This window comes from Paludisphaera borealis (assembly GCF_001956985.1).
In the GTDB taxonomy this organism is placed as follows: Bacteria; Planctomycetota; Planctomycetia; order Isosphaerales; family Isosphaeraceae; genus Paludisphaera; species Paludisphaera borealis.
Genome location: NZ_CP019082.1, coordinates 6,928,122 through 6,949,367, shown reverse-complemented (window position 1 = coordinate 6,949,367; position 21,246 = coordinate 6,928,122). Strand labels below are relative to the sequence as shown.

The window sequence follows — 21,246 nt, the reverse complement described above, 5'->3', positions numbered from 1 at the left end:
TCGGCGGGGTGGATGTAACGAGTCTTGTTTCTCGGGTGGAGGGCCTTACTTCGTCTTCGCCCGCAGCGAGGCGACGTATTCTTCGAGTCGGGCGTACTGCTTGAAGAAATCGTTCTCGTCGTCGCCTTCGGGGCCCTTGAAGAAGCAGGACAGGTGGCGCATCAGGCCCTTGCCGCCGCGCTGCTTTTCGAGGTCGGCGAGGCGGGCGAGGTCGACGCCGAGCGGGGCGGCGAGCAGGCTGTCGCAGCCTTGCCATATGAACTGGAGGACCATCTTGGTTCCGAGGAAGCCCTTGAAGTGGATGTGGTCCCACGCCGTCTTCCAGTCGCCCATGTCGGGGACGTACTCGATCGAAACGACCGAGGCCGGCTTGTAGCCGAGGATCTCGGTGATCACCTTGTCCTTGGTCTCGACCTTCGAAGACTTGTTGTTCGGATCGTCGAGCACCACGCCGTCACGGTTGCCGAAGATGTTGTGGCCGACCCAGCTCATCACCTTGAAGTTGCGGGCGGCGAACATCGGGGCGAGCACAGTCTTCATCAGCGTCTCGCCGGTCTTGCCGTCCTTGCCGCCGAACAGCGAGCCGGTTGTCTCGGCCAGCTCCCAGGCGGCGGGGAACGAAGCGCCCAGGCTAGGGGTGAAGTTCAGATACGTGTGGCCTTCTTCCAGGGCGGCGAGGGCGTAGTGGCTGCTCGCCGGCAGGATCAAGGCGTCGGTCCGCGACAGCGAGCCGTTCAGGGCGGCCATCGTCTGGTGCGGCTCGCCGATGCCGAACGGGGCCTCGGTGCTGGCCACGTTGAGGACGATCAGGTGGTCGATCTTCTCGGCTTTCACGAACGCTGCGATGTCGGCCTTGATGCGGTCGATCGCCTGGCGGGCGGTGGCGGGCTCGGATTCGGTTTCCCAGTCGGCCAGCCGGGCGATGGCCGGGCCGAGGCCCAGCTTGGGACCGGGGCGGACCCGCGACGAGGCGGCGGCCAGGTCGTCGCGGCAGGCGCTCAGCCACGAGGCGTCGAACACCCCCGTGTTGCGGCGGAACTCCTCGGCCGATTCTTGGAACGACGTCCGCCGGATCTCGTGGCCGCCGACCACGAAGTCGCCCGGCTCCGGCAGCGAAAGTTCACGGAAGTCGGGAAGATCCGTGACCAGGCCGGTTTGATCCACCAGGCCGCGAGCCATCGTCGCAAGACCGAGCGTGATGGTCGTACCCACTCCGCCAAACGCTCCGACCAGCCAGAGTCCGACGCGACGACGTGCCATTTTCACTTCACCTGTTGCAGGAGGGACGGATCTCGGGGCGGCCGGCGGCCTGACGCGATCATCAATGGATGGCGGCGGCAAGCCGGGCGGTGACCGGGGAGGGTGATCGAAACTCGGACCAGCTTGATCCGAGACGATTCATAAGATCATTATGGCCCCGAATCCCCGGCCCTTCAACCCACGGCGACCCCGCCCACCTGGCCGATCGCCTAGAATACTCGGAACACACCCGACAAGCTGAACATTGGATGCGGGCCGGCCGTCAGTCCGTTAGCATTTACGAGAGTGACAAATGGCCGCCCAACCCAGTCTCTCCCGCCTCCTGGAACCCCATCCTCGCGTCCGGACGATCCGGCCGGGAGTCCCGGACCTAGATCGTGCTTGCGTCTTGTACTGGATGCAACGAGCCCAGCGAGGTGTTGATAATCCCGCATTGAACATGGCGATCGCCATCGGCAACGCGATCGGCAAGCCGGTCGTCGCGGTCTTCGCTCTCACCGCCGATTTTCCGGGCGCCCAGCGCAGGCATTATCGCTTCCTGGTCGAAGGCCTCGTCGATGCTAAAGACGATCTCAATCAGCGTGGCGTCCCCCTCGTGGTCCGGCTCGGCAGCCCCGACGAAGTCGTACCCGCCTTCGCCGAGGAAGTGGGCGCGGCGTTCGTCGTCGGCGACGAGAACCCGGTGCTGGTAGGAAGGCGATGGCGGGAGTCGGTCGCGCGCGGCCTGGCAGTCCCGTTCCACCTGGTCGACGCCGACGTGGTGGTCCCTACGTCGCTTTTTCCTCGCGAGGAGTACGCGGCGCGGACTCTGCGTCCCAAGCTCCACAGAGTCTGGGAGGACTACCTGAAGCCTTTGCCGAACATCAAGGCCCAGCACGTTTTGCCGAAAGGGCTCCCCCAGGGGGAGAGGATCGAGCCCAACGCGCTCATGCATCACTTGAAGGTCGGAGGAGCTTCGGAGGTCGCCGGTTACGTCGGAGGGACGGGCGAGGCGATGCGGCGGTTGAAGCGGTTCCTTGACGAGCGGCTGGTCCGATACGCGGAAGGGCGGAACGAGCCCACCCCCTACTCCACGACCGAGCTTTCGGCGCACCTGCATTTCGGGCACATCAGCCCGCTGACGATCGCTCTGGCGGCGCTCAATTCCGAAGGGCCCCGCGAGGGGATCGACGTGCTTCTAGAAGAGCTGATCGTTCGTCGCGAACTGGCGGTCAACTTCGTATCCCGGAATCCGGACTACGACTCGCTGGCCGGCTGCCCCGAATGGGCGAGAAACACGCTCGCCGATCACGCCGACGATCCCCGGCCGTTTCATTACACCGCGAAGCAGCTCGAAGCCGGCGAGACCCACGACCCGCTCTGGAACGCCGCGCAGAAGGAGATGTTGCTCACCGGAAGAATGCACAACTATCTGCGTATGTACTGGGCCAAGAAGATCCTCGAATGGACCCCGAGCGCCGAGCGGGCATTCGAGATCGCGATCGATCTCAACGACCGCTACGAGATGGATGGCCGTGATCCCAACGGCTACGCCGGCGTGGCCTGGGCGATCGGCGGCAAGCATGATCGCCCCTGGCCCTCGCGGCCGATCTTCGGCACAGTCCGGTTCATGAGCTACGAGAGTACGCGCAAGAAATTCGACTCGGCCGGGTACATCGCGCGGGTGCGGGAGATCGAAGCGGGCCGCGCCAGGCGACTCGAAAGTTAGGCTACGGCAAGGTCGAGTAGATGACGATGTTGGCGGCGATCCGCAGGGCGCTGTCGTAGTTGTAGCCTTTGCAGTCGAGGGCCGAGTGGCGTTCGAGGGCGCAGCCGATGTCGTACTTGGAGTAGATGATCGACCAGTGTCCGTTGATTTTGACCCCTTCGAGCTGGGGGTAGTCCTTGGCTCCGCCGGCGGCCTTGGTGTACTGCGCGTCCTTGAGGTCGAAGTAGACCCTGGTGGAGAGGAGTTCGTCGTCCTTGGGGATGGGGACGAGGGGGTTGTTGGGGAACAGCTCGGCGGCGAGTCGGCGGAACGAGGCGTCGAATGCGGGGCTGCCGCAGGCGGCGTCGGCGAAGATCGTGCCGCCGCCGGGGTCGACGTGCTTGCGGAGGGCGTCGAGGTCTTCCTTGGAGAACGACGCCGCGGCGCGGCCGTGGACGTAGACCAGCGGGTAGTAGATCAGGTTGGGGTCGGTCGGCCGGAGAGGCTTCTGGGAAATGGTGACGTCGAAGTTCAACGGGGGCTTGCTGAGCACGGACATCAGGTTGGGGATCGCCAGCGGGGCGATGTTCCAGTCGCCGGGATGTTCGAGCTTGGCGATCCGCAGCGCGCCGCGCTTGGGGGCGTCGACCTTGAAGTCGTGGACCTCGCGGGCCATCAGCTTGTCGGCGGGCAGCTCGCGGCCGGTGGCGTAGTCGATGATGTTCTGACCGACCTTGGCGGCCTTGAGGATGGCGGTGTTTTGCTTGTCGCGCTCGGAACGTTCGAGCTGGTTCCAGAAGCAGGAGAGGTCCTTGGGCGAGTAGATCACCACGGTCCGGCAGCCGTGCTCGATGCCCCAGAGCGGATAGGCGGTCGGGCTCAGGAGGTGCTTGGCGCGCCAGACGGGGTGGTCGTCGGAGAGCGGCTTGAGCTTGTATTCCTCCTCGGGGAAGACCCGCTTCATGAGCTTCAGGAAGCCCTCGTGGAATATCGGGCTGTTGCAGCAGGCGTCGGCGATGATGAAGCCCCCTTGCTCGACGTACACGCGGAGCCGGCGTTCGCCGACGGCGGTGAACACCGGCTCCGCGTGGCCGTTGAAGAAGACGATGGGAGCCTGGAGCATGTCCTCGACGGTGGCCTCGGCGGGGTTGACGAACTGCCAGGTCAACAGGTTCTTCCAGTCTTGCGAGACGAGGTTGACGAGGTTGCGGACGTCGTCGACGTCGTGGTTCCAGTCGCCCCGTGGGCCGTGCACCAGCTTGTTGACCAGGACCGGCGCGCGGCCCTTGGACAGGAACAGGAGGGCGAAGCTGGTGGCCAGCAGCGGGCTTTCCCCTCCCCCCCCGCGCCAGAAGCCCGAGAGCCGGTCTTGCTCGTGGACGAGCTTCTCCGCGCCTTCGCGATACCAATCGTGCTCGCCGAAGAAGCGGAGGCCGGCGAGCCGGCCGGCCCGTTCCAGGCCGTACAAGTAATAGTGCCGCCACTGCTGGCCGAGGCCGAAGTTCTGGCCGACGGAGAAGTTGTTGGCCAGCCAGTTGATCCCGCGCCCGAGGTTGATGTTATCGCCCCCCTTGCCGCAGTTGTGGATGGTCCCGCCTTCGATGTGCTCGGCGCCCTGGTACCGCCTCAGGCCGGTGATCACCAGGCTGGAAACGCCGGCGGCGGTCATGCTGGCGGTCGAGTGCTGGTCGCGAAAGTGGTAGCCCCAGCCGCCGTCGGCCTGCTGGGCGCCCTGCCAATACGATCGAGCGAGATTCCAGACCTCCGGATTGACGGCGGCGCCGACCTCCGACGCCGCGTGCAGACCCAGCAGCGCGTACTGGGAGTTCGAATTGTCGACGCCTTCGTGCCGGCCTATGCCATAAGGCCATGCGCCACGCGATGAGGGGGCGGCGTCGGGCCGGATCTGGGCGCGCTCGAGCCAGTCGACGTTCGCCAAGATGCGGTTGCCGTCTTTCTCGGGGGCGACGCCGGCGAAGACCATCGTCTGGAGCGCGATGGTGTAAGTGCTGTCGAGCTGGCCGGGGCGGAAGCCCCTCAGGTAGGCGACGGCTTTGAGTATGGCCGGCGAATCGGGCTTCTCGCCGGCCGTGAGCAACGCCAGCGTGACCAGGCTCGTGACCCCCGTCTTGAACCTGCCGTCGTTGTAATCCTGCCAGGAGCCGTTCTCCTTCTGCTCCTTGATGAGGAAGCGGACGCCCTCGCGAATCGCCCGCTCGACCTCCTCGCGCGTCACCGCCGCGTCGGCCGTCCTGGGGCCGGCCACGGTCAGAGCGACGGACCCGACGACCAATCCGAGCGTCAGCCGGAACAGAGCCCCGCGTGTCTGCGACATGACCAACCTCCCGAGCAATGGGCGAGCGATCGTGTTTGTCAGACCGCCGCGAACCTTGCTACGTCCTCCAGCAAGGACGTAGGCGGAGGACTCGTCGGCATCCCGTCCGTTCACGGCAAGGTCGAGTAGATGACGATGTTGGCGGCGATCCGCAGGGCGCTGTCGTAGTTGTAGCCTTTGCAGTCGAGGGCCGAGTGGCGTTCGAGGGCGCAGCCGATGTCGTACTTGGAGTAGATGATCGACCAGTGTCCGTTGATTTTGACCCCTTCGAGCTGGGGGTAGTCCTTGGCTCCGCCGGCGGCCTTGGTGTACTGCGCGTCCTTGAGGTCGAAGTAGACCCTGGTGGAGAGGAGTTCGTCGTCCTTGGGGATGGGGACGAGGGGGTTGCTGGGGAACAGCTCGGCGGCGAGTCGGCGGAACGAGGCGTCGAATGCGGGGCTGCCGCAGGCGGCGTCGGCGAAGATCGTGCCGCCGCCGGGGTCGACGTGCTTGCGGAGGGCGTCGAGGTCTTCCTTGGAGAACGACGCCGCGGCGCGGCCGTGGACGTAGACCAGCGGGTAGTAGATCAGGTTGGGGTCGGTCGGCGCGAGCTCTTTGTGCGAGATCGACACGTCGAAGCTCAGCGGGGGCTTGCGGAGCACTTCCATCAGGTTGGGGATCGCCAGGGGGGCGATGTTCCAGTCGCCGGCGTGCAGCAGCTTGGCGATCCGCAGCGAACCGCGCTTGGGGGCGTCGGCCTTGAAGTCGTGGACTTCTCGGACCGTCAGCTTGTCGGCGGGCAGCTCGCGGCCGGTGGCGTAGTCGATGATGTTCTGACCGACCTTGGCGGCCTTGAGGACGGCTGTGGCGGTATCCTGCCTGGGGCGGTCGGAACGTTCGATCTGGTTCCAGAAGCAGGAGAGGTCCTTGGGCGAGTAGATCACCACGGTCCGGCAGCCGTGCTCGATGCCCCAGAGCGGATAGGCGGTCGGGCTCAGGAGGTGCTTGGCGCGCCAGACGGGGTGGTCGTCGGAGAGCGGCTTGAGCTTGTATTCCTCCTCGGGGAAGACCCGCTTCATGAGCTTCAGGAAGCCCTCGTGGAATTTCGGGCTGTTGCAGCAGGCGTCGGCGATGATGAAGCCCCCCTGCTCGACGTACTCGCGGAGCCGGCGTTCGCCGACGGCGGTGAACACCGGCTCTTCGTGGCCGTTGAAGAAGACGATGGGGGCCTGGAGCATGTCCTCGACGGTGGCCTCGGCGGGGTTGACGACCTGCCAGGTCAGCAGGTTCTTCCAGTCTTGCGAGACGAGGTTGACGAGGTTGCGGACGTCGTCGACGTCGTGGTTCCAGTCGTTCTGGGGGCCGTGCACCAGCTTGTTGACCAGGACCGGCGCGCGGCCCTTGGCCAGGAACAGGAGGGAGAAGCTGGTGGCGACCAGCGAGTTGTCCTCGTTGAGCACGCCGCGCCAGAAGCCCGAGAGCCGGTCTTGCTCGTGGACGAGCTTCTCCGCGCCTTCGCGATACCAATCGTGCTCGCCGAAGAAGCGGAGGCCGCCGAGCCGGCCGGCGCGTTCCAGGCCGTACAGATAATAAAGCCGCCACTGCTGACCGAGGCCGAAGTTCTGGCCGACGTGGAAGTGGTTGGCCATCCAATCGATGCCGCGCTTGAGGTTGATGTTCACCCCCCCTTTGCCGCAGTTGTGGATGGTCTCGCCTTCGATGTACTCGCTCCCCTGATACCGCTTCAGACCGGTGATCACCAGGCTGGAGATGCCGGCGGCGGTCATGCTGGCGGTCGAGAGCTGGTCGCGATGGTGGTAGCCCCAGCCGCCGTCGGCCCGCTGGGCGCCCTCCCAGTACCCCCGAGCGAGGTTCCAGACCTCGGGTTTGACGCTCACGCCGACCTCCGACGCCGCGTGCAGACCCAACAGCGCGTACTGGGAGTTCGAGTTGTCGCCGGGATTCGTGCGCCGTGAGCCGATGCTGTACGACCACGAGCCGGGCCACGAGACCACGTCGGTGGGCCGGATCTGGGCGCGCTCGAGCCAGTCGACGTTCGCCAAGATGCGGTTGACGTCGGTCTTGGGGTCGACCTGGGCGAAGACCATCGTCTGGAGCGCGACGGAATAGGTGCTGTTGAGCTGGTCGGGGCTGAAGCCTCTCAGATAGGCCACCGACTTGCGGATGGCCGGCGAATCGGGCTTCTCGCCGGCCGTGAGCAACGCCAGCGTGACCAGGCTGCTGACCCCCGTCCTCGCATCGCCGGGGTAATCCTGCCAGGAGCCGTTCTCCTTCTGCTCCTTGATGAGGAAGCGGACGCCCTCGCGAATCGCCCGTTCGACCTCCTCGCGCGTCACCGCCGCGTCGGCCGTCCTGGGGCCGACCACGGCCAGAGCGACGGACCCGACGACCAACCCGAGCGTCAGCCGGAGCAGCGCCCCGCGTGTCTGCGACATGACCAACCTCCCGAGCAAAGGGCGAGCGCCCATCTTCGTCCGACCGCCGCGAATTTCATCTCCATTCTACACTATGACATAAGTCATCGCGTGCGGACAAGGCGAGCGCGTCGCCCCGCGTCGGGGCGCTCAGGGGAGGCGCTTCGGGTCGCTTGCGCGACCACCAGGGGCTCCGTCGTCGGTCGCGAGCGGCAGGCTGACGATCCGGCCGAGATCATGGGAGAACCCGTGAATCCAACGGCCGTCCCACGAGGCGCTCAGATGGCCGATCGGGAACGGGCGGGCCGCCCCCTCGGCCGCCGAGTCGAAGCGCAGACGGAGACGACCGGCGTTGGAGCCTCGCTCCAGGTCGCCGACGCGCAGCTCGGCCTCGGACCCGCCGGTTCGGGAGACGAGGTAGGCGAGCTGGATTCGACCGTCGCGGGCCACGACGTTGGGAAATCTACGGCGGACCCCGACGCTGCCGTTGGGGTCGTCGGACGGGTCGATCAGGGGGCCGGCGGCGACGATCTGCTCGCCGTCGCCGCTCAACTCCAGCCACCAGAGAGCCGTCGCTCCGTAGCGTGGGCGTCCGCTGTCGTCCGCCGTCATGGCGCTCAGTGAGACGATCACCAGGTTCTGCAGCTCGGGGATCGTCGGCCAAACCGGATCGGAGAGGAAGGGCTCGCCTTGCCCCGGGGGCTGGCACCGCCATTCGACGGCCATCAGGTCGGCCCCGACGGTCGCCTGATGCTCGGGAGTCGCGATCAGGCCCCCCACTTCGTCGCTCCGCGAGGCGAACCGATAGGCATAAAGCCTGCCATTGCCTGCGGGGATGAGGATCTGGCCGTCGCCGACCGGATTCCAGGCGGGACGCCCCGCGGGGATGATGTCCAGGTCGACGCGCTCGATCACCTCGGCTTCGGGGAGTCGGAGCCGGACCAGTCCGCACACGGGAGAGCCGGAGTCCGCGCCCGGCCGGCTGCTCCTCGTAAACCGGCCGACGGCTTCGACCCCCTCGTCCTGGTTTTTCCAGGGTGACGCGGAGATGTAGTTCCACCGCTCCCCCTCGGGGGCGGCAATCGTGGTCGTCCGGCCGTCGGCACGGTCGATCAGGTGAACCCGGGCATCGCCTTGGAAGTACCCGCCGGACAAGGAATCCCATGAGCTGGCCAGCCGAGCGCCGCCCTCCGTGCCGACGGGCTTGAGCTGCGACGCGGTCAAGGCCGCCACGGAGAAGAGTGAGACGACGATCACGACGAGTCTTGCAAGTGATTCAAAATAATAAAACATGAGTTAATCTCGAGTTTTGGTTTCGTGCGCGTCGCTTCGCGCCGGCGATGGAATGCAGGATCGGGCGGCTTGATGATTTCGAGGCGTCGTCCAGTCGTGGACGGACAAACGAAGGCGGTTGGGCCGACGTGTCGAGAGGCGCGCGGCCGGTCCAGAGAGGTTCGAGGAACTTCGAGAGGGAGGATCGCGCCGAGCCGTCGACGCTCGAGCGAGGGGAGGAATTCAAGACGACGGACGGCCGAGAGAGGGCCGACGCAGCCCGAGTGGTGGGGCTGTGTTCCTCCCCTGTTGCAATCGCGAGGCCAGTTCCCTGTCTTACCCCGAGGATCGGCCAAGACGCCGGACGCAACGTCTGGTTGAATTAGTGTTTGCGTCTGTCTTGGGAAATTCGGGGGACGCTTCGGGCGGTCCGCTCGACGTGCCAGGGCGTCGGTTCGGGATCACAAGTCTTGGGCACGTCGTCGAAAGATCGGGCGGTCCGTGCGTCGAGGCGACGCGGCCAGAGATTGAGTGGTCTGGGCGATCTGTGGGGTTTGGCGACGTCGTTGAGGCGGCGTCGGGCTGTGAAACCCGCACAGGTTGGCGGCGGAGGGTGGTGTCGTTGCTTGAATCGGGGGTTTCCGAGTCCCTACAATGCGGGTGTCGATGTGCGCGCCGCGAGGGCCGCGGAATCCCCGGTCTTGCACGGTTGGTCTTTTCGCTGGTCCAGGCCCGACGAGACGCCGGAGCGCTTTTAAGCCTTTCCCTCAACTAACCTGGCTGGGGCGAGCTTCGGAATGTCTACCGCGAGCGACCGGATCACGCAGCTTCTCGACGAGTTTCGGCATTCCCGCGACGTCATGACCGCCGAGTTGAGCAAGGTCATCATCGGCCAGAGCGAGGTCGTCGAGCTGATCCTGGCCGCGATCTTCACGCGCGGGCACGTCTTGCTCGTGGGGGTTCCCGGCCTGGCCAAGACCCTGATGGTCAGCTCGATCGCCCGGATTCTCGACGTCGGTTTCAAGCGGATCCAGTTCACGCCCGACCTGATGCCGTCGGACATCACCGGCACCAACGTGTTGGAGGAGCCCGAGTCGGGGCGTCGCGAGTTTCGGTTCGTGGCCGGGCCGATCTTCTCGAACATCATCCTCGCCGACGAGATCAACCGGACGCCTCCCAAGACCCAGGCGGCCCTGCTCCAGGCCATGCAGGAACGAGAGGTGACCGTCGGCCAGGAGACGCTGCGGCTGCCCGAGCCGTTCTTCGTGATCGCCACCCAGAACCCGATCGAGCAGGAAGGGACGTACCCGCTCCCCGAGGCGCAGCTCGACCGGTTCATGTTCGACATCCGGGTGGGTTACCCGTCGCTCGACGAGGAGAAGAAGATCCTCCTCGGCACGACCAAGGGGGAGACGCCGGAGTTGAAGAAGATCCTCTCAGGCAAGGCGATCGTCAATCTCCAGCGGCTCGTGACCTCGGTTCCGGCGTCGGAGTACACGGTCGACTACGTGGCCCGGCTGGTCCGCGCCACGCGCCCCGCCGACGAGCACGCGCCGGCGTTCATCAAGGAGCTGGTCGACTACGGCGCGGGGCCTCGGGCCGGTCAGAACCTGATCCTCGCCGGCAAGGCGATGGCCGCGATGGACGGCCGCTACAGCGTCTCCCTCGACGACGTCCGCAAAGTCGCCGTCCCGGTCCTCCGCCACCGCATCAGCACCAACTTCCAGGCCCAGGCCGAAGGCCAGACCACCGAGAGCCTCATCAACCGGCTGGTCGCCGAGGTCCGCGAGCCCGAAACGCCGAAATACGAGCGGAAGGGGGCGTGAGGGGCCACGGTGATCGAAGGCCGCCGACCGCCCCGATCCGAAACGGAATGAACAACTCGCGCCTTTCGTTCGTTTGGAGAGAACCTTTCTCGACACCTCGCGGCCTTTGACTCAATCGAACGTGGTCGTGAAACGCCGCCCCGCCTGCCGGCGGAGAACCCCTTCGATCTCCGATGTTTCCGTTTTCTGACACCCTTCGGGGAGCTTCGACTTGGCAGGGTCCGCCGAACAATATCTGAAACCCGAGGTCATCCGTCAGGTCGCCCGGCTCGATTTGCGCGCGAAGTTCATCGTCGAGGGGTTCATCGCGGGGTTGCACGCCAGCCCGTTCCAGGGGTTCTCGGTCGAGTTCTCGGAGCATCGCAAGTACAGCCCGGGCGACAACATCTCCGACATCGACTGGAACGTCTACGCCAAGACCGACCGGTACTACACCAAGAAGTTCCAGGCCGAGACCAACCTCACCGGCTACCTCGTCATGGATCTCTCGGCGTCGATGGGGTACACCTACCGCCAGGAGCTGACCAAGTTCGAGTACGGGATCAGCCTGGCCGCGGCGCTCAGCTACCTGATGATCCACCAGCAAGACCCCGTCGGCCTGATGGCCTTCGACGTGAAGGTCCGCAAGAGCCTCGCGCCGGCGAGCCGGCGGTCGCAGCTCGGCAACATCCTCTCGATGCTCGCCAAACTCAAGCCCTCGGGCGAGACCGACATCGAGGCCAGTCTGCACCAGGTCGCCAGCATGATGCGGCATCGGAGCCTCGTCATGATCTTCAGCGACCTATTGGCCGATCCCGAGCCGATCCGCAGGGCCCTTTACCGACTCCGATTCTCAGGGCACGACGTGATCCTCTTCCACATCCTCGACGAGGCCGAGGCCGAGTTCCCGTTCGAGGGGATGGTGCGGTTCGAGGACAACGAGAGCCAGGAAGTCATCGAGGTCGACGCCGACGCGATCAAGGCCGACTATCTCGAAGAGGTGGAGAGCTTCCGCGCGACGTACAAGGCCGACTGCGTCCGCGCTCGCATCGACTACGTCCCGTTGCACACGGGCATGCCCTTCGATAAGGCCCTCATGTCCTATTTGCTGTCTCGACAGGCGCGAGGCTGACGCTCCATGGAACTCTCACTCATCCACGCCGGGCTTGCCGCGGGTGCCGCACTGGCGGCGGTGCCGGTGATCCTCCACCTGTTCATGCGGCAGACGCCCAAGCATGTGATCTTTCCCGCGATTCGTCTGATCCGCGAGCGGCAGAAGCGGTCGCGGAAGCGGATGAAGATCAAGAACTGGCTGCTCCTTGCGGCCAGGATGGCGCTTCTGGCCCTCATGGCTCTGGCCCTGGCCCGACCGCGGCTGCACTCGGACATGCCCCTGGGCGACGAGTCGGTGCCGACGGCCCTCGGCCTCGTCTTCGACACCAGCCTGTCGATGAGCTACAAGGAGAACGACAAAACCCTCCTCGACCAGGCGAAAGACCGAGCGCGCGAGATCATCGGCCGCATCCCCGATTCGAGCCTGGTCTTCGCGGTCAACTCGGCCGACCCCGGCGTCCCCGTCGGGCTGTCGCCGTCGGCCGCTCGCAAGTGGATCGACAACCTGACCATCCGGCCGGTGAACCGACCGTTGAACGTGGCGACCGGTCAGGTGTACCCGGCGGTCGCTGAATGCGACCGTCCGCGCCACGAGGTCTACATCCTGACCGACCTGAGCCGGTCGTCGTGGAACCCGGACCGTCCCGCCGAGGGGCTCGATCGGGCCAAGCAGGTCAAGGGGGCGCCGGCGGCCAAGATCGCCACGTTCGTGCTCCGCGTCGGCTCCCAGGAGTTCCGTGACGTCGCGATCGACGAGGTCGCGCTGTCGTCGACCACGGCGACGCAGGGCGAACCGCTGGAAGTCCGCGGCGTGGTCCGCGCGCTGGGGCCTAATCCGGTCAGTCCGATCGTCGAGTTCTACCTGGACGGCGTCAAGAAGGGGAACCAGCCGGTCGAGATCCCCGCGGGGGGGCAGGCCGAAGTCCGGTTCACCACGCCCCCGCGCCTCAAGGAAGGCGAGGTCCACCGCGTCGAGCTGCGCCTCAGCGGCGCGCCCGACGCGCTCAAGTTCAACGACGAACGCTATCTGAGCTTTGGCGTCCGCCCGGCCCTCAAGGTGCTGCTCGTCGCCGACCAGACCATCGACGCCGACTACGTCGCATCGGCCCTCGACCCTTCGCCGGGCGCGCTCAAGAGCTTCGAGCTGGAACTCGCCCGACCGGCCGAACTGGTCGTCCGCTATCGCGACACGCTCAAGGACTTCGCCGCCGTGTTCCTGCTCAACGTCGCGACGCTCGACGAGTCGGCTTGGGGACTCCTCAACGGTTACGTCCATGAGGGAGGAGGGCTCGTCGTCGGCCTGGGCGACCGCTGCCAGCCCAAGAACTACAACGGGCCGACCGCCGCGCAGGTCCTGCCGGCGCAGCTCGACGATCCGCCGCACGCCCCGCCCGGGGGCGAGATCATGTTCGGCAAGATCCTCGACGTCACCCACCCGTTGTTCGAGCGGTTCGCCAAGGAGTTCGACTCCCAGTTCGCCGTGATGCCCGTGTTTCGCTACTGGAAGCTCAAGACGACGGAAGCGAGCCGCGCCTTGCTGAGCTTCGCCGACGGGGCCCCCGCGCTCGTCGAGCGGACGTTCCGAGGCGCCAAGACCGGCCGCGTCTTGCTCTGGTCCACCCCCCTGGCCCGGCGCCCGGGGCTGAACGACCGGGCGCGGTGGAACGAGTTTCCCGATGCGTCCTACTGGGCGTTCCCGGTGCTGATGAACCTGACCGTCCCCTACCTGGCCGGCGCGACCAGCGATCAGCTCAACTTCGAGGCCGGCGACGACGTGGTGCTGAACCTGAAACCCGACGCCCGCTACCAGAATTTCCTGGTCACCGGCCCCGACGAGAAGACCACCGAACGGCTTTCCCCCCCCGTCGTCGGCGACCCGCTCAAGATCACCGCGCCGCAGCACCTCGGCCAGTGGACCGTCACCGCCCTGGGGCCCGACAACCAGAAGACGATGCTCGGATTCAGCCTCAACCCTCCGCGCTCCGAGAGCGTCATGACCCGGCTCGAGCCCGCCGAGCTGGACGCGATGTTCGGCAAGGACGGCTACGCGCTGGCCGACGACCCCGAGTCGCTCAAAAAGCTGATCGACGTCGTCCGCGTCGGCCACGAGATCTTCCCCTGGCTGATGATGCTGATCCTCCTGCTCGTCACCGCCGAGAACTTCCTGGCCAACACGTTCTACAAGGAGCCCCCCGCGCCCACCGACGCCGGCAAGGCCAAGGCGGCGGCGTGAAGCCCGAAGCCCCGGCCGCCGATCGGGCTGGACGCCGTCGGACCCGACCGCGACAATCGTAATAGACAACGCCCCTTTCTCGCAGGTCGGCCCGACGTCATGTTTCAAGGCATCAGCGCAAGCTTCAATCCGATCGGTCCCTGGCCGCTGCTCTTGCTGGCCTCGCTGGCCGTCGTCGTGCTGACCGTCTGGGCCTACGCCCGGAAGCTGCGCGGGCCCGGCGCCCGCTGGCGATGGGTCGCGCTCAGCCTGCGGCTGCTGGCGGTCTTTCTTTGCCTGCTGGCGGCGCTTCGGCCGTCGGTGATCGTCCAGGAGAAGAAGAAGCAGCCCGCGTCGGTCGTGTTCATGATCGACTCCACCACGAGCATGTTGCTCGCCGACGAGGCGAGCGGCAAGACCCGATGGGAGGAGGCGAACAAGGCCCTGGAGTCGGCCGTCGAGGCGGTCAAGAAGGTCGACCCCGACCTCGAAGTGAAGGCCTACCGGTTCGCCTCGACGCTCGTCGAGCCCAAGCCCGACGAGGCGAAGCCCGCCGAGCCCACGGGCCGCGAGACTCAGCTCGGCACGGCGATGATCGAGGCCGAGAAGCGACAGGCCGAGAGCAGCCGTCGGGCGGCGCGGATGATCATCCTCTCCGACTTCGCCTCCAACAACGGCGTCAACCCGCTGGTCGCCGCGCGTCGGATGCGCGATCAGCAGGTGCCGGTGGTCACGGTCGGCTTCGGCAGCCAGAACGCCGGCGCCGGCTCGCGCGACATCGCCGTCCGCGAGATCACGGCCGGGCCGACCGTGTTCGTCAAGAACAAGCTCGAAGTCCGCGGCGCGCTGTCGGCCCGCGGCTACGCCGGCCAGCAGCTTGACGTCGAGCTGTACGTCGAGGGCCAAACCTCGCCCGTGGCCAAGACCCGGGTCAAGGTCCCCGAAGGGGCCGACTCCGTGCCGATCAGCGGCCTCGAATACATCCCCAAGTCGCCCGGCGATCAGAAGGTCACGCTCAAGGTCGCGCCGCACGACGGCGAGCTGGTCGTCTCCAACAACGAGATCAGCACGTTCGTCACGGTGTTGAGCGGCGGGCTTAACGTCCTCTTCCTCCAGGGGCCCAACTTCACCTGGGACTACCGTTACCTGATGCGGTCAATCGGCACCTCGCCGGACATCCGGGTCGAAGGGATCCTCATCCGTCGCCCGGCCGTCGGCGACAAGAGCGAGGTCGACGACGCCGAGTTCACCCCCGGCCGGTACAACGTCTACATCATCAGCGACATGGCGGCCGAATTTCTGACCCGAAAGCAGCACAAACTGTTGGCCGACGCCGTCGTCAAGGGCTCGGCCGGCCTGATCATGCTCGGCGGCCGCAACAGCTTTGGGCCCGGCGGCTGGGGCCGCACCGAGCTGGCCGACGTCCTGCCGGTCGAGCTTCACCCCGGGGACGGCCAGATCGAACCCCCGGGCGGTGTGAGTTTCGTCCCCAGCGCCTCGGGCCTGAACAAGTACCTGCTCCAGATCGGCGCCAGCCCCGACGAGTCGGCCAAGCTCTGGGCGGGGCTGCCGCCGCTCCAGGGGGCCAATCGCTTCGGGCCCCCCAAACAGGGAGCCCAGATCCTCGGCACGACATCGGGGGCGATCCCCGAGCCGATGATGCTCACCATCGAGACCGGCCGGGGCCGAGCCATCGCCTACGGAGGCGACACCTGGGTCTGGGCCCGGACCGACGCGGGTCGTCTGGTCCACCGCAAGTTCTGGAGGCAGGTGATTTTCTGGCTCTCGCACAAGGAGAACCAGGGGGACGACCAGGTCAAGCTTTCCATCGACCGCCGCCGCGCCAGCGTCGGCCAGAGCGTCGAGCTGACCGTCACCGGCCGCAACGCCAAGGGCGAGCCCCTGACCGACGTCGTCTATGAGACCAAGGTCGAACGCGAGGGCCCGACCCCCGCCGGGCAGCCCGTCGAGCTCTACACGCGCGGCGACGAGTGGAAGGGCTCATACCCCGCGATCGGCGAGCCCGGCGACTACAAGATCACAGTCGTCGCCAAGCGGAACGGCCAGGAAGTCGGCCGCGACGCCGCCCGATTCCTGGTCTTCCAGGACGACCGCGAACTCGACAACCCATCCGCCGACCTCTCGCTGGCGAAGCAGATCGCCGAGATTACCAGCGGCGAGGCCGTCCCCCCGAGCAGCTCGTCAAGTACCTCAAGGGCCTCGACCACTCCCCCTACACCGAGTACGTCAGCCCCACCGAGCACCGCGTCTGGGACAACTGGCCCTTCTTCCTGCTCTTCACCGCCCTTCTGACAGCCGAATGGTGGCTCCGCAAGAAGCACGGCTGGGTCTGATCGGCCCGTCAACCACTTCTCCCTTGACTCCTCGGTTTTATCTACGTGACAATGAGTACGTTGGAACGAGTTGGGTCGAGCGGAGGAGGCGCGAACGATGGCTGGGCGGAAGGTCTTGGCGTTGACGGAGCGGCAGTTCGCCGTGCTTCGGGTGCTCTGGGAGCACGGGCCGCAGACCGTGCGCGGGCTGATGGAGCACATGCCGCGCGGCGACGGGCAACCGTACACGACGGTGCTCGGCTTGCTCCAGAGCATGGAGAAGGCGGGGCTCGTCGACCACGAGAAGCAAGGGCTGACCCATCTCTATCGGTCGGCCGTCTCGCGTCGGGAGGCCACGGGCAACTTGCTCTCGGACTTCCTGACGCGGTTCTTCCACGGGTCGGCCGAGCAGTTGATCCTCGGCCTGGTCGACGCCGACCAGCTCGCGCCGGACGACCTCCGCGCGATCGAAGCGCGGCTCGGCGGCGAGGGCGAGACCCGGCCGGAGTCGGAGAAGGCGGAGAAGACCGACAAGAGGCGGAGGAACAAGCCATGACGGACCGTTGGGTCGTTCCCTGGCTCGCGCTTCTGGTCGACGGCTCGATCCGCTGGGGGATCGTGCTGGCCGTGCTCGCCGTCTGGTTCGCCCTGCGACCGCCGCGTCGGGCCGCGACCCGGCACTTGCTGTGCGTCTCGGCCCTGGCGGCCGGAGCGGTCTTGCCGTTTGCCCCGCGCTGGGGCGACGCCGTCGTTCCGTGGCCCGCTCAAGCGTCGATGCCAACCGTCGAGCCCCTCGCTCTTTCACCTTCGCCGGCCTCGTTCTCAAGGCCCTCGACGGCGGTGTTCGTCGCGACCGACCGGCCCTCGCCGCGACCGGACGCGGAAGTCATCGCGACCGCCAGGCCCGTGGCGTATGTTCCACCTTCTCGATCCGCCGCCGTTCCGCTCGATCGTTGGCGACTCGCGGCCCAGGCGGCGGTCGGGACGTGGGCGATCGTGGTGGGGGTTCTGCTGGCGAGACTTGCCTGCGGCGGGGTGGTGCTCGCGAGGATGCGGCGCGGGCTCGCCGAGGTTGGTGAGGACGCGAACCGCCTCGTGGACGAGTGCCGGGCGCGGCTCGGGACGTCGCGGCCGGTGCGGCTGGCGATGCATCCGGGGGTGGCCTCGCCCGTGGTGCTCGGCGGTTTGAGGCCGTTGGTTCTCGTGCCGACCGACTGGGAAGACTGGCCCGAGCCCCAACGCCGCGCCTGCCTGCTCCACGAGCTGGCCCACCTGACGCGGTACGACGACTGGTCGAAGTTCGCTCAGGAGTTGATCCGAGTTCCGTTCTTCTTCCACCCCCTGGCCCTCTGGCTGTTCGCCCGGCTCGATCGCGAGCGCGAGCTGCTCTGCGACGAGGCGGTCGTCGCTCTCGGCACCGAGCCCGAGAGCCTGGCCCGCCTGCTGCTCGAACTGGCGAAGCGCCCCGTCCGTCTGGTCCCCGTCTCCCGTCCCGTCTTGCTCCCGTTTCTCGATCGCCGCACCGTCGTGGTCCGTATCGAACGACTTCTGGAGGATGACATGCCGCGCACGCTCTCCCGCTCGTCCCTCGCCCGTTCCCTGCTCCTCGGCTCGCTCGCACTGGCCGCCTGCCTGGCTGTAGGCGGGCTCCGGGTGCGAGGTGCTTCGCCCCGGCCGATTGCCGATGACGCGAAACCGACGCCGCCCGCCGGGAAGCCCTCGCCTCAGCCCACCGCGAAGCCCGCGCCCCCGGCGGGCGTAAAAGAAACGCCTCGCGAACTGCGGGGCGTGGTCCTCGACGCCGACGGACGTCCGGTCCCTGACGCGACCGTCGTCTCCGGCTCGTACGATCCGGGCAAGTCGGGCCATCAAATCCTCAAGACCGATTCTCAAGGAAAGTTCGCCTGGCCGATTCCGGAGGGGGCAGATCGGGTCTGTCTGATCGCGACGAAGGAAGGACTGAGCTCGATGATCCTCTCGACGGTCGCGCGTGCGCTGGCCACTCCGCTCGATCTGAAACTGCGGCTTTCCAAGCCCGACCCCTTTAACGCGGTCCTCCTCGACGCCGACGGCAAGCCGATGTCCGGCGTGAAGGTCTGGATCAGGAGGGTGGGGCACTCCACCGAGACGAAGAACGGCACGGGTTCCTCGATCAGCTCGAGCTACCAGGAAGTCCCGCGAGCGGTGATCGAGGGCAGCCCCGTGGAAGACCTCTTCGTCGCGACGACCGCCGCCGACGGATCGTTCTCATTCCGGTCTACTCGTGAGGGCTCGGGCCTGAAACTGGAAACCACCGCCCCTGATGGCCGCCCCATGACGATCGGAGTCCGAACTAATGGCTCCGGCCAGCCCATCGGAGGAGGCGCGTCCTCGCCGGGAAGAGTCCTGGAGGGCATGGGGTTCGTCGTCGCCGCGCCGGGGAAGACGCTCCAGCTCGCGGCGATCCCCTCGGCCCGGGTTTCGGGCCGGGTCGTTTCGGCTGTCCCCGGCGTGGACGTGTCGGGATTGAAGGCCCATTATCAGTCCAGCAGGAAACGCAGCGACACCTACGTCCCAGAGCGCAACTTCGGCGCCGAGGTTCCGGTCGACCGCGACGGCCGGTTCGTATTCGACGGCCTCGAAGAAGGGACGATCAACATCTTTGCGATCGGCAAGGGCGAGAACGAGGCCTGGACCTACCGCGCGGCGAAGGATGTTGAGCTGATTCCCGGGAAGACGTCCGAGGTCGTGATCGAGCTGATTCGCGGCGTCGAGGTCGAGGGGACTGTTATCGCCCAAGGCACGGGCGCGCCCGTCGAAAAGGCGATGATCGGATCCTACGGGCCGTACCGCCCCCGCACTGGGGCGGCGACCCAGAGCGATACGACCGACGCCAAGGGCCGATATCATTACCGGCTGCCGGCTGGTGAGACGTACTTCTACGTGATGGGTCCGCCGAGCGGCTTCACGAGGCTGCCGAATGAAGGCTCCAGCCGGACGGTGACGATCCCTGAAGGCGTGGCAAAGTTCGAGGTCCCGCCGATCGAGGTCACGGCCGCCGTGACGGTTCGCGGCCAGGTGGTCGACGCCGCCAATGCGCCGGTCGTCGGCGCGAATATCGTCGGCATGTGCGAGGGGGGACTCTGCCGACCGTTCGGCGGGCCCGAGACCCTGACCGACGCCAAGGGCGAGTTCCGCCTGCCGGAGGGTCTCAACAACGTGGTCGCGATCGGCAAGCCCGCCCGGCTGCTGATCCGGTTCAAGGACGGGACCGAGTTTGAAGCCGCCACACTCCCCGCCAAGGACGGCTCGGTCGTGGTCCAGGTGCCCGTCGCCGAGAAGTCGCCCGCCGGCGTTGAAGGCCCCCGTGACGTCGCGCCCGATGAACTGGCCGGGATCGTCGTCGACACGGACGGCAAGCCGATCGAAGGCGCCGAGGCCGACGTCTGGACCTGGTTCCCGGGCAATGAGGCGAAGACCGACGCCAAGGGCGTTTTCCGGCTTCGCAAGCTCGACAAAGGCGAGAAGGTCGAGGTCGTCGTCCGCAAGCCGGGGTACACGCCGAAGTTGTTCCTGAGCCAGCCGGTAGGTAAAAACGGATGGGTCGTCGTCTTGGGCGACAAGACCTACTTCGAAGGGACGGTCACGAGCCCCGACGGCAAGCCCGTGGCCGACGCGTTGATCCGGGCCAACAACGGACCGAAGCGGGTCGACAACGGCATGGTCTCCGAGATCTGGACCGAGGCGAAGAGCGGCGACGACGGCCGCTATCGGCTGTACGCCCAGGCCGACGTCTACGATATTCAGATCCGCATCCCGGGAGTCGGCGTGGCGAGGCTGCCCGAAACGCCGCTTTCGCATGACGAGGCCCGGAAGCTCGATATTCGTCTCGAACCGGGCGTGACCTTCCGCGCGAAGGTCGTCGACAGCATCACCGGCGCACCCGTCTCGGGCGTCCGCCTCTGGGACTGGCAACAGCCTGGCGTCGAGGGCCGGTCGGACAAGGACGGCGTCGCGACGATCGCCGACATGCTCCCCGGCCGATTCAACTTCCAGGTCGACGCCTCCGGCTTCACCCGTTGGTGGTCGGAAGAAGCGGTCAGCGAGTGGAACCGCCGCCATATCGACGAGAGCCGGGGCGGCTGGCAGCGCAATTTCGACCACCTGGATTTCGACCTCAAGACCGGCATGGCCGCTGTGACGATCACGCTCGAACGCGGGGCGACCGTGACCGGGAAGGTCGTCGACCCCGACGGCAAGCCGGTCGCCGGGGCGACCGTCGCGCCGGCCCTGACCGGAACCGGCAACTCGCTGACCGGCGATACCCGGTTCAGCGTGACGACTGACAAGAACGGCGGTTTTCGCGTGGTGCTGCCGGCCAGCGGCGACCGCGACTACAACCTGATCGCCCACGACGGCAAGTATCAAGAATGGCGGAACTGGGCCAACGGCGTCCTCCCGCCGTTCCGCACCAAGCCCGGCGACGCGATCGGCGACGTCGAGATCCGGCTCACTCGGCCCGCGACCGTCCGCGGCCGCGTGACCGACGCGCAAGGCCGACCGGTCGCGGGCCGTGACGTCCGCGCCAGCGCGGCCGATCGTTTTGAAAACCGCTACTACGACCCGACGGTCAAGACGGCTAGCGACGGAACCTATGAGCTTAAGTTCATCCGGCCCGGCGAGCAGTTCATCCAGATCTCACCCTTCTGGCTCGACGCCCGCCAATCCCCCGAAGGGACTAGCCGCGCCGAGACGCTGGCCGTCGGCGCGTCGAAGGACAGCGTCGATTTCAAGGTTCCCTGATCCGGCCAAGCGGCCGAGACGGATCGGCTTGAT

The 21,246-nt window shown here is 66.7% G+C and carries 11 protein-coding genes; 7 read left to right on the top strand and 4 right to left on the bottom strand.

All coding sequences use genetic code 11. The features are described 5' to 3' along the window. Positions 1 to 45: 45 nt before the first annotated feature. The gene (locus BSF38_RS26840) at positions 46 to 1,260 is read right to left on the bottom strand and encodes an inositol-3-phosphate synthase (RefSeq protein WP_076350112.1); all 1,215 of its coding nucleotides are present in this window, start codon (positions 1,258 to 1,260) and stop codon (positions 46 to 48) included. Between the two features lie 292 nt (positions 1,261 to 1,552). On the opposite strand from BSF38_RS26840, the gene BSF38_RS26835 reads away from it, so the two are divergent. After that, positions 1,553 to 2,968: a deoxyribodipyrimidine photo-lyase gene (locus tag BSF38_RS26835; RefSeq protein ID WP_076350111.1), complete on the top strand. Its 1,416-nt coding sequence runs from the start codon at positions 1,553 to 1,555 to the stop codon at positions 2,966 to 2,968. 1 nt (position 2,969) lies between these two features. Here the strand turns inward: BSF38_RS26835 and BSF38_RS26830 are convergent, their stop codons facing one another. The 3 genes from BSF38_RS26830 to BSF38_RS26820 form a co-directional block, all read right to left on the bottom strand. Beyond that, positions 2,970 to 5,282 carry a DUF4159 domain-containing protein gene (locus BSF38_RS26830; RefSeq protein WP_076350110.1) on the bottom strand — a complete coding sequence of 771 codons (2,313 nt, stop codon included), beginning with the start codon at positions 5,280 to 5,282 and terminating at the stop codon, positions 2,970 to 2,972. Between the two features lie 110 nt (positions 5,283 to 5,392). Next, positions 5,393 to 7,717 (bottom strand): DUF4159 domain-containing protein, encoded by a 2,325-nt coding sequence (locus BSF38_RS26825; RefSeq protein ID WP_076350109.1) that lies wholly within the window; start codon positions 7,715 to 7,717, stop codon positions 5,393 to 5,395. Between the two features lie 129 nt (positions 7,718 to 7,846). Then, on the bottom strand, positions 7,847 to 8,989 hold the full coding sequence (locus BSF38_RS26820) for a hypothetical protein (RefSeq protein WP_076350108.1): 1,143 nt from the start codon (positions 8,987 to 8,989) through the stop codon (positions 7,847 to 7,849). A gap of 839 nt (positions 8,990 to 9,828) precedes the next feature. Between BSF38_RS26820 and BSF38_RS26815 the strand changes: the two genes are divergently transcribed. The 6 genes from BSF38_RS26815 (at position 9,829) to BSF38_RS26790 (ending at position 21,213) form a co-directional block, all read left to right on the top strand. Next, positions 9,829 to 10,794, top strand: coding sequence for an AAA family ATPase (locus BSF38_RS26815; RefSeq protein ID WP_076351504.1), 966 nt, complete (start codon positions 9,829 to 9,831; stop codon positions 10,792 to 10,794). 211 nt (positions 10,795 to 11,005) lie between these two features. Further along, on the top strand, positions 11,006 to 11,905 hold the full coding sequence (locus BSF38_RS26810) for a DUF58 domain-containing protein (RefSeq protein WP_076350107.1): 900 nt from the start codon (positions 11,006 to 11,008) through the stop codon (positions 11,903 to 11,905). A gap of 6 nt (positions 11,906 to 11,911) precedes the next feature. Then, positions 11,912 to 14,119, top strand: a complete 2,208-nt coding sequence (locus BSF38_RS26805) for a BatA domain-containing protein (protein ID WP_076350106.1) — start codon at positions 11,912 to 11,914, stop codon at positions 14,117 to 14,119. A 99-nt stretch (positions 14,120 to 14,218) separates the two neighbouring features. After that, positions 14,219 to 16,411: a glutamine amidotransferase gene (locus BSF38_RS26800; RefSeq protein WP_237170628.1), complete on the top strand. Its 2,193-nt coding sequence runs from the start codon at positions 14,219 to 14,221 to the stop codon at positions 16,409 to 16,411. A gap of 138 nt (positions 16,412 to 16,549) precedes the next feature. Next, the gene (locus BSF38_RS26795) at positions 16,550 to 16,987 is read left to right on the top strand and encodes a BlaI/MecI/CopY family transcriptional regulator (RefSeq protein ID WP_076350105.1); all 438 of its coding nucleotides are present in this window, start codon (positions 16,550 to 16,552) and stop codon (positions 16,985 to 16,987) included. After that, on the top strand, positions 16,984 to 21,213 hold the full coding sequence (locus tag BSF38_RS26790) for a carboxypeptidase regulatory-like domain-containing protein (RefSeq protein ID WP_076350104.1): 4,230 nt from the start codon (positions 16,984 to 16,986) through the stop codon (positions 21,211 to 21,213). Before BSF38_RS26795 ends, BSF38_RS26790 begins: the two co-directional genes overlap by 4 nt. The last annotated feature ends 33 nt before the right edge of the window (positions 21,214 to 21,246 follow it).

What these genes read in the sequence shown, in the direction of transcription:
- BSF38_RS26840 (WP_076350112.1), bottom strand. Translation starts at nt 1,260, where the DNA reads ATGGCACGTCGTCGCGTCGGACTCTGGCTGGTCGGAGCGTTTGGCGGA.
- BSF38_RS26835 (WP_076350111.1), top strand. Translation starts at nt 1,553, where the DNA reads ATGGCCGCCCAACCCAGTCTCTCCCGCCTCCTGGAACCCCATCCTCGC.
- BSF38_RS26830 (WP_076350110.1), bottom strand. Translation starts at nt 5,282, where the DNA reads ATGTCGCAGACACGCGGGGCTCTGTTCCGGCTGACGCTCGGATTGGTC.
- BSF38_RS26825 (WP_076350109.1), bottom strand. Translation starts at nt 7,717, where the DNA reads ATGTCGCAGACACGCGGGGCGCTGCTCCGGCTGACGCTCGGGTTGGTC.
- BSF38_RS26820 (WP_076350108.1), bottom strand. Translation starts at nt 8,989, where the DNA reads ATGTTTTATTATTTTGAATCACTTGCAAGACTCGTCGTGATCGTCGTC.
- BSF38_RS26815 (WP_076351504.1), top strand. Translation starts at nt 9,829, where the DNA reads ATGACCGCCGAGTTGAGCAAGGTCATCATCGGCCAGAGCGAGGTCGTC.
- BSF38_RS26805 (WP_076350106.1), top strand. Translation starts at nt 11,912, where the DNA reads ATGGAACTCTCACTCATCCACGCCGGGCTTGCCGCGGGTGCCGCACTG.
- BSF38_RS26800 (WP_237170628.1), top strand. Translation starts at nt 14,219, where the DNA reads ATGTTTCAAGGCATCAGCGCAAGCTTCAATCCGATCGGTCCCTGGCCG.
- BSF38_RS26795 (WP_076350105.1), top strand. Translation starts at nt 16,550, where the DNA reads ATGGCTGGGCGGAAGGTCTTGGCGTTGACGGAGCGGCAGTTCGCCGTG.
- BSF38_RS26790 (WP_076350104.1), top strand. Translation starts at nt 16,984, where the DNA reads ATGACGGACCGTTGGGTCGTTCCCTGGCTCGCGCTTCTGGTCGACGGC.